The 12428-nt window shown below is 68.3% G+C and carries 13 protein-coding genes; all 13 read left to right on the top strand.

Going from position 1 to position 12428, the window contains the following annotated elements:
* Positions 1-10 precede the first annotated feature (10 nt).
* The 13 genes from flhA to ACYVJ8_RS05025 all read left to right on the top strand — a co-directional run bounded on the left by flhA (position 11) and on the right by ACYVJ8_RS05025 (position 12427).
* A complete protein-coding gene (flhA, locus tag ACYVJ8_RS05085; protein ID WP_460711047.1) occupies positions 11-2068 on the top strand; it encodes a flagellar biosynthesis protein FlhA in 2058 nt (685 codons plus the stop codon).
* A gap of 37 nt (positions 2069-2105) precedes the next feature.
* On the top strand, positions 2106-3917 hold the full coding sequence (locus ACYVJ8_RS05080; RefSeq protein WP_460709924.1) for an AAA family ATPase: 1812 nt from the start codon (positions 2106-2108) through the stop codon (positions 3915-3917).
* Positions 3904-4779 carry a MinD/ParA family protein gene (locus ACYVJ8_RS05075; RefSeq protein WP_460709922.1) on the top strand — a complete coding sequence of 292 codons (876 nt, stop codon included), beginning with the start codon at positions 3904-3906 and terminating at the stop codon, positions 4777-4779. The genes ACYVJ8_RS05080 and ACYVJ8_RS05075 overlap by 14 nt, the downstream gene beginning before the upstream one ends.
* The gene (locus ACYVJ8_RS05070) at positions 4776-5537 is read left to right on the top strand and encodes an RNA polymerase sigma factor FliA (RefSeq protein ID WP_460709920.1); all 762 of its coding nucleotides are present in this window, start codon (positions 4776-4778) and stop codon (positions 5535-5537) included. Before ACYVJ8_RS05075 ends, ACYVJ8_RS05070 begins: the two co-directional genes overlap by 4 nt.
* Positions 5538-5592: 55 nt before the next feature.
* Entirely contained in the window at positions 5593-5985 is a 393-nt protein-coding gene (gene cheY / locus ACYVJ8_RS05065) for a chemotaxis response regulator CheY (protein ID WP_460709918.1), read from the top strand.
* Positions 5982-6629, top strand: coding sequence for a protein phosphatase CheZ (locus ACYVJ8_RS05060; RefSeq protein WP_460709916.1), 648 nt, complete (start codon positions 5982-5984; stop codon positions 6627-6629). Before cheY ends, ACYVJ8_RS05060 begins: the two co-directional genes overlap by 4 nt.
* 4 nt (positions 6630-6633) lie before the next feature.
* The gene (locus tag ACYVJ8_RS05055; protein WP_460709914.1) at positions 6634-8481 is read left to right on the top strand and encodes a chemotaxis protein CheA; all 1848 of its coding nucleotides are present in this window, start codon (positions 6634-6636) and stop codon (positions 8479-8481) included.
* Between the two features lie 9 nt (positions 8482-8490).
* On the top strand, positions 8491-9228 hold the full coding sequence (locus ACYVJ8_RS05050) for a flagellar motor protein (RefSeq protein WP_460709913.1): 738 nt from the start codon (positions 8491-8493) through the stop codon (positions 9226-9228).
* 10 nt (positions 9229-9238) lie between these two features.
* A complete protein-coding gene (gene motD, locus ACYVJ8_RS05045; RefSeq protein ID WP_460709911.1) occupies positions 9239-10324 on the top strand; it encodes a flagellar motor protein MotD in 1086 nt (361 codons plus the stop codon).
* Between the two features lies 1 nt (position 10325).
* On the top strand, positions 10326-11099 hold the full coding sequence (locus tag ACYVJ8_RS05040; protein ID WP_460709909.1) for a ParA family protein: 774 nt from the start codon (positions 10326-10328) through the stop codon (positions 11097-11099).
* A complete protein-coding gene (locus tag ACYVJ8_RS05035) occupies positions 11096-11710 on the top strand; it encodes a chemotaxis protein CheW (RefSeq protein ID WP_460709907.1) in 615 nt (204 codons plus the stop codon). Before ACYVJ8_RS05040 ends, ACYVJ8_RS05035 begins: the two co-directional genes overlap by 4 nt.
* A 64-nt stretch (positions 11711-11774) precedes the next feature.
* A complete protein-coding gene (locus ACYVJ8_RS05030) occupies positions 11775-12065 on the top strand; it encodes an STAS domain-containing protein (protein WP_460709905.1) in 291 nt (96 codons plus the stop codon).
* A complete protein-coding gene (locus ACYVJ8_RS05025; protein WP_460709903.1) occupies positions 12062-12427 on the top strand; it encodes a response regulator in 366 nt (121 codons plus the stop codon). The genes ACYVJ8_RS05030 and ACYVJ8_RS05025 overlap by 4 nt, the downstream gene beginning before the upstream one ends.
* The last annotated feature ends 1 nt before the right edge of the window (position 12428 follow it).

The following is a 12428-nucleotide window of genomic DNA, read 5'->3' as shown; positions in this document are numbered from 1 at the left end:
CGCGGCGCCCGTGAACGCCGGCGGCCTGTCCGCCGGCCTGCGCAATGGCGTGGCCGCGCCGCTGGTGGTGCTGGCCATGCTGGCGATGGTGGTGGTGCCGCTGCCACCGATGCTGCTGGACGCCCTGTTCACCATCAACATCGCGCTGTCGCTGGTGGTGATGCTGGCGGTGGTCTATGTGAAGCGGCCACTGGAATTCTCGATCTTCCCCAGCGTGCTGCTGCTGGTCACGCTGCTGCGGCTGGCGCTCAACGTCGCCTCCACCCGCGTGGTGCTGCTGCACGGCCACGAGGGTGCGGGCGCCGCGGGCCACGTCATCGAATCCTTCGGCCAGTTCGTCATCGGCGGCAGTTACGCGGTGGGCATCGTGGTGTTCGCGATCCTCACCATCGTCAACTTCGTCGTGGTCACCAAGGGCGCCGGCCGCATATCCGAAGTGTCGGCGCGCTTCATCCTCGACGCCCTGCCCGGCAAGCAGATGGCGATCGACGCCGACCTCAACGCCGGCCTGCTCACCCGCGAAGACGCCAAGCTGCGTCGCCAGGAAGTCCGCGACGAAGCGGACTTCTACGGTTCGATGGACGGTGCCAGCAAGTTCGTTCGCGGCGACGCGATCGCCGGCATCCTGATCCTCGCGATCAATCTCGTCGGCGGCCTGCTGATCGGCATGCTGCAGCACGGCCTGGGCTTCGGCGCGGCCGCGCAGACCTACACCACGCTGGCGATCGGCGACGGCCTGGTCGCGCAGCTGCCGGCGCTCCTGATCGCCACCGCGACCGCGATGCTGGTCACGCGTTCCACCGGCGAGCAGGAAATGGGCTCGGCGGTGTCGCACCAGCTGTTCGGCCACCAACGCGCAATGACGGTCGCCGCCGCCCTACTAGGGCTGATCGGCGTAGTGCCGGGCATGCCGAACATTCCGTTCCTGCTGCTTGCCGGCGTGCTCGGCTTCGCCGCGTGGAAGCTGCGTCAGCGCTCGTTGCGCGAGGCGCAGGCGCCGGAAGCCGACGCCGCCGCACAGCCCAGCGACCCGGGTGCCACGGAGTTGAGCTGGGACGAAATCCGTCCGGTCGAACCCCTCGCCCTGGAAGTCGGTTACCGCTTGATCGCATTGGTCGACAAGGCGCAGGGCGGACAACTGCTCGCGCGGCTCAAGGGCGTGCGCCGCAAGCTCACGCAGGACGTCGGTTTTCTGATCCCGGCTGTGCACGTGCGCGACAACCTGGAACTGGCGCCCAACCAATACCGCGTTCTGGTGCACGGCGTGCCCATCGCCAGCGGCGACCTGCATCCCGACCGGGAACTCGCGCTGGATCCCGGCCGCGTCTTCGGGCCGATCGAAGGGATTCCGGGCAAGGACCCCGCGTTCGGACTGGAAGCCGTCTGGATCAACCCGAACCAGCGCGCTCATGCCGAGTCGCTGGGCTACACCGTCGTCGATGCGGCGACCGTGGTCGCCACCCATCTGTCGCACCTGGTGCGCGAGCGCGCGGCTGAACTGCTCGGCCACGAGGAAGTCCAGCACCTGCTGACGGCTCTCGGACGCGGCGCGCCCAAGCTCGTCGAGGATTTGACGCCCAAGCTGCTGCCGCTGTCGGTGGTGGTGAAGGTGCTGCAATCGCTGCTGGCCGAACGCGTGCCGGTGAGGCAATTGCGGCAGATTGTCGAAGCGTTGCTGGAACACGGCGCGCACACGCAGGATCCGGCCCTGCTCACCGCCGCGGTACGTACCGCGCTGGGCCGATTCATCGTCCAGGAACTCAACGGCCTGGCGGCGGAACTGCCCGTCTACACCTTGGCGCCGGCGCTGGAACGGGTGTTGCAGGAGTCGGTCAGCGGCCAGGGCGCCGCGTTGGAACCCGGACTCGCCGAGCGGCTGCACCAGAACCTCAGCGATTGCGTGACCCGGCAGGAGAGCCGCGGCGAACCCGCGGTGCTGCTGGTCCCCGGCGGGATCCGCGCGGCGATCGCCCGGCTGGTACGCCACAGCATCCCGTCGCTGTCGGTGCTGGCCTACGGCGAGGTGCCGGAGGACAAGCGGCTGCGGTTGGTGGGAGCGATCGGTTGAAACAAGAAGCACGAACTAGACATCACGGCCCGTAACCATGCGAATCAAACGCTTCACCGCTCCTGACATGCGCACCGCGTTGCGCATGGTGCGCGACGAACAGGGCCCGGATGCGGTCATCCTGTCCAATCGCGCCACGGCCGACGGCATCGAGGTCGTCGCCGCCACCGACTACGACGAGGCGCTGGTAGCGCAGGCGCTGCGCGCCGCGGCACCGGCATTGGAAACCGCTGCGCCTGCTGCGGTGGTGAAGCTGAGCCCGCAGGCGGCGGCAATGGCCACGGGCGCGGCCGCCGATGCACCGGTGGCAGACGCCGTCATTGCGCCCAAGGCGGCAGCGGCCGCTGCGGTGTTCAAGCCCGAATGCATCGCCACCACCGCAACCACACCGGTGTTCGCTTCCGCGACGCCATCGCTGATGTCGCGCGCTCGCGCGATGTTTCGCATCGGTGATGCAGCGGATGCGGACGAAGGCCCGACCTTGGCTGAACTCACCGCGGGCTCCGCTCCGGCGCCGAGCGCGCCCGCCGAAGCCGCACCGAAGCCGAGCGACCCGGCGACGCGCTTCGAAGAGATGATGGCGGCCTTCAATCCGCCTGCACCCGCGCAACCCGCTGAACTGGCCGCACCGCAGGCTGCAACCCTCGTCGCTGCGGATACCGCCGCGTCCGACGTCATCGAGACGCCCCAGGTATCGGACAGCGTGAGTGCCCGCGCCGAGCCCAAGGAAAGCGACGCCGACTATCTGATTTCGCTCGCGACCGGCCAGGCGCCCGTCGCGGCCTGCGATGCCGGCGAAGCCATCGCGCCGACGGCCTCCCTCGTTTCCGCGCCGCGCCTGCTGCACGCCGTCGCGGTGGACAGCAACGAAGCCGATCCCGCCATCTTCGCCATGCGTCGCGAACTGGCGACCATGCGCCAGTTGATGGAACGGCAGATGGAACAGCTCTCGCTGGAACGTCTGCGCGGTTCGCCGGCGCGTGCGGAGGCGTTCGAAACCCTGCTCGGCCTGGGCTGCGATACCGCGATCGCACAGGCGGTGGCCGCCGATCTGGATCCGCGCATCGCCCCGGCCGATGTGCACGAGCCGATGCTCGCCGGGCTGGTACGCACGCTGCGCCTGACTCACAGCGAACCGATCGACGAGGGCGGCGTGATCGCCCTGGTCGGTCCGACCGGCGCGGGCAAGACCACCACCGCGGCCAAGCTGGCCGCGCGCTTCGCCGCCCGCCATCGCGCCCGCGACGTGGCGCTGGTGAGCATCGATGGCGAACGCACCGGTGCGCGCGAACAACTGCATGCGCTCGGCCGTCGCCTGGGCGTGACCGTGTGCGACGCGGACAGCAGCGACACGCTCGGCCGCGCGCTCGATCAACTGGCCGACTACCCGCTCGTGCTGGTCGACACCGCCGGCTACGGCGTGCGCGACCGTGCCCTGCTGCGGCAGATCCTGTGGCTGCGTTCGTCCAGCCGCCTGCGCAGCCTGTTGGTGCTACCGGCCAACGCCCATCCGCACGACCTGGCGGAAATCGTCCGCCGTTACCGCCCCGCCGCTCCCGACGGCGCCGTGCTCACCAAGCTGGACGAATCCGGCCGCCTGGGTTCCGCGCTCTCGGTGCTGGTACAGAACGAGCTCCCGCTCGCCTACCTGTGCAGCGGCCAGCAGGTGCCCGACGACCTGGACGCCGCCAGCGCCGACGCGCTCACCGACGCGCTGCGGCGGCAGGTGCAGGAGCGGCACGCCAACCAGCGCTCCAGCGAAGAGCGCGCCCCAAAACTGGCACTGGAGAAATCCCCGGGTGCTGCCGATAACCCTTTGGCCATAGAGGATCGCCATGCATTTGCCTGACTCCCAACCGACCAACGCGCAGACCGCCGCACCCCGTGTGATCGCGGTCGCCAGCGGCAAGGGCGGCGTGGGCAAGACGTCGGTGTCGATCAATCTCGCGGCGGCCCTGGTCAACGCCGGCCAGCGCACCTTGCTGTTGGATACCGACCTGGGCCTGGCCAACGTCGATGTCATGCTCGGGCTGTCGCCGCGCTTCACCCTTGCCGACGTCATCGCCGGCCGCTGCGAGCTGCGCGACACCGTGCTCGAAGGCCCCAACGGCCTGATGATCGTCCCGGCCGCCTCGGGCAAGCGCCATATGACCGAGCTGACGCCGCAACAGCACGTCGGCCTGGTCCATGCCTTCTGCGAACTCGACGTGGCGATCGACACCATGGTGGTCGACAACGCGGCGGGAATCGCCGACGGCGTGCTGACGTTCTGCCAGGCCGCGCAGGATGTGGTCGTCGTGGTCTGCGACGAGCCGGCCTCGGTCACCGATGCCTACGCGCTGATCAAAGTGCTCAGTCGCGAACGCGGCGTCTCCCGCGTGCAGGTGCTGGCCAACCAGGTGCAGCATCCGATCGAAGGCCGCCAGCTGTTCGAGAAACTGGAACGCGTCACCTCACGCTTCCTCGATGTGACCCTCAGCTATCTCGGTGCGATTCCGCGCGATGAGTGGCTGCGCCGCGCCGTGCAGCGCCAGGAATCCGTCGTCGACGCCTTCCCGTCCAGCCCGTCCGCGCTCGCCTTCCGCGACATCGCACGCCGCTCGCGGCAGTGGCAGTCGCCGCTTGCGCCGCGCGGCCACGTCGAATTCTTCCTCGAGCGCCTGCTCGGCCAGACCCCGGCGAACAGCGCCACCCGGAGCGCCGCCGCATGAACGCCAGCGCCGCCGCCCAGTACCGCGCCAACCAACAAGGCTCCGTACACGACATCGTCGAGCGGCACAGCGAGCTGGTGCGCCGCATCGCGCATCACCTCGCCGCGCGCCTGCCGGCCAGCGTGGAAATCGATGATCTGGTCCAGGCCGGCATGCTCGGCCTGATCGACGCCGCGCGCAATTTCCAGTCCGACCAGGGCGCCACCTTCGAGACCTACGCGTCCATCCGCATCCGCGGCGCGATGATCGACGAGATCCGCCGCGGCGACTGGGTGCCGCGTTCCGTGCATCGCCGCTATCGCGATCTGGTGGCAGCGACCCGCGACATCGAGCAGCGCACCGGCAACGCGGCCTCCGCGCAGCAGGTCGCCGATGCGCTGGGCGTGAGCCTGGACGAATACCACCACATGGTCGAGGACGCCGCACGCGGCCAGCTGGTGAGCCTGGATGCGCACATGGAAGAGCACGACGGCGAGCCGCGCCTGTCCGTGGCGTCCACCGCGACTCCGGCCCGCGCATTCGAGAACGACGCCTTCCGCCAGGCGCTTTCCGACGCCATCGGCAAGCTGCCCGAGCGCGAACGCCTGGTGCTGTCGCTGTACTACGAACAGGAACTCAACCTGCGCGAGATCGGCGCGGTGCTGTCGGTCAGCGAATCGCGCGTGTGCCAGATCCACGGCCAGGCCATGGTGCGCCTGCGCGCACGCCTGGGCGATTGGCACGGCAGCCATGACGAGGACGACGGCCTTCCGGTCTGAGCTCTCGCTTCCATCCACATTCCCACCCAGTTTCAGCCGCTACACGAGACCCCGCATGGACAAGAACATCCGCATCCTGATCGTCGACGACTTCTCGACCATGCGGCGCATCGTCAAGAACCTGCTCAACGACCTGGGCTTCTTCAATACCGCCGAAGCGGACGACGGCAACACCGCGCTGGTCGAGCTGCGCAAGGGACCGTTCGATCTGGTGATCACCGACTGGAACATGCCCGGCATGGCCGGCATCGACCTGCTCAAGGCGATCCGCTCCGACTCGCAACTGTCGAAGATCCCCGTGCTGATGGTCACCGCCGAAGCCAAGCGCGAACAGATCATCGAAGCCGCGCAGTCCGGCGTGAATGGCTACGTCATCAAACCGTTCACCGCGGCGACGCTCGGCGACAAGCTCGGCAAGATCTTCGAGCGCCTGGGAGCCGCGGCGTGAATGCGGTGCCGGCACTGGATGGACGCCAGGAAGATCGCATAGGCGACCGCCAGGCCGTGATCGCGTGCCTGCACGCGGCGCTCGACGCGTTGGAAGCCGACGACAGCACTGGCTGGCGCGCGCATGTCGACGAACTCATCCAGTGGCGCACGCAGCCGCTGGTGCAGGGACTGGCGCGGCTCGCGCGCGAACTCGACCAGGCGCTCGGCGGCCAGGGTGTCGGCACGGCCGAGGGCGGTGCCCTACCGGAAGCCTGCGCGCGCCTGGAGCACGTCGTGCAGATGAGCGAAGTGGCCAGCCACCAGACCCTCGATCTCATCCAGGAATGCGGCGTGCTGCTCGGCACCGTGCCCGCCACGTCGATCGACGAGGACGTGGAGGCCACCATCGCCGGCATCCGCGCCCGCTTCTCGGAAATGACCGCGGCGCAGGGCTATCAGGATCTCACCGGCCAGATCATCCGCCGCGTCGTGCAGCTTGTGCGCACGGTGCACGCAGGCCTGGGCGAAGCCGCGTCCGCGAGCATCGCGGCCGAGCCGCTGCATTTGTCCTCGCACGGATTCGGTCCGTCGCAATCCGGCATCGATGCGCCGGCGACGACGCAGGACGACGCCAACCAGTTGCTCTCCTCGCTGGGGTTGTGATCAGGTGTCCGCTCTGGCTTCCGACATCTGCGCCGATTTCCTGATCGAGGCGCGCGAAATTCTCGACCAGCTCGGCGAGCAGATGGTCGTGCTCGAACAGGTACCGACCGATCGCGACTGTCTCAACGCGGTGTTCCGCGGCTTCCACACGATCAAGGGCGGCGCAGGCTTCCTCGACCTGGTGCCGATGGTGCAGATCTGCCATGCGGCCGAGGATCGTTTGGACGCGGCGCGCAGCGGCGTGGTGCCGCTTGATGCGCCGGCCTTCGACGGCGCGCAACAGGCTCTGGACCTGCTGAGCGACATGTTGCAGGCGGTGGCCTCGGGCGCTCCGCTGGATCTGGCGCCGCCGGAATTGATCGCGGCGTTGCGCTCCGGCATGCGTCCTTCGTCTGTGCCGGCGATGCCGACTGCAAACATGAATGCCGCCGCGGAAGACGCCATCGCCAGGTTCGCCGCAGGCGGCGAAACCATCGACGACCTCGAATTCGAAGCATTGCTCGATGGTTTGCAAGCCGCAGCGGCACCCGCCCCCGCAGCTGCGACGGCAATGCCCGTGCAAGCGCCCCACAGCGACCACCCCGCCACACCAAAAGCCGCGCCTGCCGCCACGCCGCACGACGCGGACGCCACCGTGCGCGTCGACGTGCGCCGCCTGGATGCGATGGTGAATCTCGTGGGCGAACTCGTCCTCGCCCGCAATCGCCTCAAGACGATCCGCCCGCGGCTGCGCGACGACGATCTGGATCGTGCCGTCGCCGCGCTGGACGTGGCGACTTCACGCTTGCAATCGGCGGTGATGACCGCACGCATGCAACCGGTCGGCCGCGTGTTCGCGCGTTTCCCCAAGCTCGCGCGCGATGTCGCCCGGCAACTGAAGAAGAATGTCGAACTGGAAGTCGTCGGCGCCGACACCGAGCTCGACCGCAACCTGGTCGAAGCCCTGGCCGATCCGCTGGTGCACCTGGTGCGCAATGCGATCGATCACGGCATCGAAATGCCCGACGTGCGCCGCCGCGCCTGCAAGCCCGAACAGGGCCGCGTGCGCCTGAGCGCGCAGCAGGAAGGCGACCACGTCAACATCGAAGTGCGCGACGACGGCGCCGGCATCGATCCGGACAAGATCCGCCGCAGCGCCGTCGACAAGGGCCTGATCACCGTCGAGGCCGCCGCGCGCCTGACCGGCGAGGAGTGCCTGCAGCTCATCTTCCTGCCCGGCTTCTCGACCCGCAACGAAGTCAGCGACTTGTCCGGACGCGGCGTCGGCATGGACGTCGTGCAATCCAAGATCCGCGAACTCAGCGGCCAGGTGCAAATCCATTCCGAAGTTGGCGCAGGCAGTCGCTTCTGCATCCGCGTGCCGCTGACGCTCGCGATCCTGCCGACCTTGCTGGTGGAGATCGAAGGCGACGTCTACGCCCTGCCGCTGGTGCGGGTGGTGGAAGTGCTCACGCACGATCCGGCTGCCGCGCTATCGATCGACGGCCAGCCGATGCTCGACCTGCGCCAGGAGCCGACGCCCCTGCTCGGCCTGCGCGAGTGGCTGGGCCTGCCGCCTGCCGCCCTGCCGCTGGTTACGGCCGTGGTGTTGCAATCGGGCGAGCAACGCTATTGCCTCGCCGTCGATCGCGTGCGTGGCCGCGAGGAAGTCGTGATCAAGGCGCTGCCGCCGACCTTGCGCGGATTGCCCGGCTACGCCGGCGCGAGCCTGGTCGGCGACGGCCGCATGGCACTGATCCTCGACGTCGACGCGCTGCTGCGCACGGGATTGCGCGAGAACACACAGTCTTCTCGCCGTGCCGCCTGGGCATCCGGCCCAGACGCATCAAGTTCACCACTGACGGGCCGATAACGCGCTCATATGGACAGACTCAGTGTAATCGGACTCGTGCTCGCGATTGCCGCACTTTGCGGCGGCAGCGTACTGAAGGGCGCAGGATTGTCGGGCCTGTGGTCGCCGGCCGCGTTCGTCATCGTCATCCTGGGCACCACCGCATCGATCCTGCTGCAGACCCCGATCCACACCTTCAAGCGCGCGATGGCGATGTTCCGCTGGGTGTTCCGGCCGCCGGCGCACGATCGCCGCGCGATGATCGCGCAACTGGTGGAATGGTCGACGACCGCGCGCAAGCAGGGCCTGCTCGGCCTGGAAGCGCAGGTGCAGGCGCAACAGGATCCGTTCCTGCGCAAGGGCCTGCAGATGGTGGTCGATGGCCTGGAGCCCGAATCCATCCGGCAGATGCTGGAGATCGAGTTGCACGGCCAGAGTTCGCGCGATCTCGCCGCGGCCAAGGTCTTCGAAGGCATGGGCATTTATGCACCGACGCTCGGCATCATCGGCGCGGTGCTGGGCCTGATGGCGGTGATGAAGAACCTCGCCGACCCCAGCAAGCTCGGCCACGGCATCGCCGCCGCGTTCACGGCGACCATCTACGGCATCGGTTCGGCCAATCTGGCCCTGCTCCCGATCGCCAGCAAGCTCAAGGGCTTGGTCAACGCGCAGACCGAAGAACGCGAGATGATCGTGGAAGGTCTCATCGCCATTGCCCAGGGCGAAAACCCGCGCAATATCGAAGCGCGCCTCAGCGGTTACCTCTAGGTCCACCGCCATGGCGCGCAAGCATCACCACGAAGAACACGCGAACCACGAAGCCTGGGCCATTCCCTATGGCGACCTGGTCACGCTGCTGCTCGCCTTCTTCGTGGTGATGTACGCGATCTCGTCGGTCAACGAGGGCAAGTACCGCGTGCTGGCCGATGCGCTGTCGTCCGCTTTCGGCGGGCCGCCGCATACGATTTCGCCGATCCAATTGGGGGAGACGCAGCTGCGCGGCTCCTCCTTCGACCGGCCTTCGATGCAGACCGCCGCGGCCAAGAACGGGCCGGCTTCGGCGAGTCCGGTCAACTTCGTGCGCATCAAGCAGTCGCTTGAAATGCCGACCTTCGGCCAGTCGCAGCAGCAAGCCGCAGCGCGGGCGAAGGAGAAGGAAGTGGCGATGGCGCGCGAACACCAGCTCAACTCGCTCGGCCGCCAGATCCACGATGCGCTGTCCGAGTTGGTCCGGCAGAACCTGGTCACCGTGCGTCGCGGCAACAACTACCTGGAAGTCGAGATCCAAAGCGACATCCTCTTCGCCAGCGGCGCGGCCGAACCCAGTCCGGTCGCGATGGCGACACTGCGCAAGCTCTCCGGCGTACTGCGCAGCGAACCCAACGCCCTGCGCGTGGAGGGCTACACCGACGACCAGCCGATCAGCACGCCGCTGTTCCGCTCCAACTGGGAACTGTCGTCCGCGCGCGCCTCCAGCGTGGTGCACGCGATGATCGACGAAGGCATCCAGCCGCGGCGGCTCGCCGTCGTGGGCTATGGCGAATACCAGCCGATCGCCGACAACGCCACCGAGTCGGGCCGCAACGCCAATCGCCGCGTGCTGCTGGTGATCCTGGCGGCACCGGCCGGACCGGATGCGATCACCGACTCCGGCCCGACCATCGCCTTCGAGGCGCCCGCGCCGCAGCCCGCTGCACCGACCGGCGCAGCCGACATCTCAGGCACACAGGCGCGCGCACCTTATGGCGCCCACACCACGACTTCCACGTCCACCGTCATCGCCTTGCCGGCGCAGCGCGGTGCACTTCACAACGTGCGCGCAGCGGTTGCGACCGACGCCACGACGCAACCCGGAGCCGGCTGACATGCAGGTTTGGGCGATCGCCAATCAGAAGGGCGGCGTGGGCAAGACCACGACCACCCTGTTTCTCGGCCGCGGCCTGGCGCAGGCCGGCCATCGCGTGTTGCTGATCGATCTGGATCCGCATGCGTCGCTGACGCGTGCCTTCGACGTGCCGGCCAATCCGCCGCCCGCGGGCACGCACGACCTGTTCGGCAACAGCGGTGCGACGCTGGCTTCGCTGGCGCGCAGTACCGACATCGAAGGACTCAAGCTGGTCGCCGCGCAACCCGCGCTGGCGACCTTGGAACGGCGCGGCGCCACGCAGCCAGGACTCGGTCTGGCGCTCGGCCGTGCCCTGCATGGCGTCCACAGTCTCTTCGACTACGCGTTGCTCGACTGTCCGCCGACGCTGGGGTTGCTGATGATCAACGCGCTGGCCGCGGCCGATCGCCTGGTCGTGCCCACGCAGACCGACCAGCTCGCACTGCACGGATTGGCCGACATGCTGCGCACGGCCGAGATGGTCGAGCGTTCGCGCCGCCGCCCCCTGCCCGGATTCGTGATACCGACGCTGTACGACCGACGCACCCGCGCGGGCATCCACAACCTGGATCTGCTGCACGACCGTTACGAAGGCCGCGTCTGGCCGCACGCGGTGCCGGTGGACACGCGCCTGCGTGATGTCCATGCGCTGACCGCCGCCACGCCACCCGCCGGACGCGGCGCCGATGCCTACCGTCGTGCCCTTACCTGGCTGCTGGCGCAGTCTGACGCATCGCAAAGGCAGGCGGCATGAGTACGCAAGCGGTACTCGACGAGGTTCACGACTATGTCGACGCCCTGCTGGGAAGCGCGATCGAACCCGTCGCCGTCGTCGCGCCGCCTGCCGCCCCGTCGGTGACAGCGGAAGTCAAACCGCCCGCAGCGCCTGCGGCCAGAGTTACCGCTGCGCCTACCGAAGTAGCCGCTTCGCCGCGGGCGAGCACTATCCCGCAGACCACGCATCGCTGGCTGCGCGTTGCCATCGGCAGCGACAGCTACGCGCTGGAATTGCTATGCGTGCAGGAAGTGGTCCGCGTCGCACCGATCGTCGCCATGCGCGGCGCCAACCACGCCGTACTCGGCGTGATGAATCTGCGCGGCCGCATCGTGCCGGTGTTCGACCTCGGCCTGTGGCTGGGCACGGCCTGCGTGCAGCCGGACGAGCGCAGCCGGATCGTGGTCGTGGAACGCGAAGACGAATTGATCGGCGTGCTGGTCACGCTGGTCGAAGACGTGGTGACGCTCGCCCAGCACCGTATCGAACCGCCGCTGCCCGGTAGCGCCCGCGGCCCCATCGTCGGCGTGGCGCGCGTCGGCGCGACGCCGACGGTGCTGCTGGATGCGGGGGCGTTGTTTGGCGGGTGAGGTTCCTCAAGTCCCTCCCGTCACTGCCGTTAACCCATACGACTCCTCCCGCTGCACCTTCGCCATGACCCAGCTCACGCTGCAAACCGACCTAGGCATCGAGTGCGTCGCCGACCTGCAGGCCGCATTGCAGCCGCATCTGGGAGACGAAGAACCGCTCGCGCTCGACGGCGAATACGTTCAGCGCGTGCATGCGGCCGGCCTGCAGCTGTTGCACGCCTTCGTTCGCGATCGTGCGGCCCGCGGCCACCAGACCACCATCACCCTGCCCTCGCCGACCCTCGCGGCGGCTGCGCGCCAACTCGGACTCGCGGTCAGCCTCGGCGTCGATGCACCCACCGGAGAGCCCGCTTGAGCGCGCAACTGCTGATCGTCGATGACTCCACCTCCATGCGGCAGATGGTCGCTTTCGCGCTGACATCGGGCGGTTATTCCGTCCAGGAAGCCGAAGACGGCCAGGCCGCGCTGGACCTGGCCCGCACGCGGAAATTCGATGCCGTCGTCACCGACGTCAACATGCCCCGCATGGACGGCATCACCCTCATCCGCGAACTGCGCCAGCTGCCGGCCTACAAGTTCACGCCCCTGCTTATGCTCACCACCGAATCGGGCGGCGACAAGAAGCAGGAAGGCAAAGCGGCCGGCGCGACCGGTTGGCTGGTCAAGCCGTTCGACCCCGAACAGCTGGTCGCCACCTTGCGCAAAGTGCTCGGCTGAG

Source organism: Lysobacter terrae (genome assembly GCF_054782215.1).
Note: the sequence above shows the minus strand (reverse complement) of the source record. Positions and strands in the feature narration are given on the sequence as shown.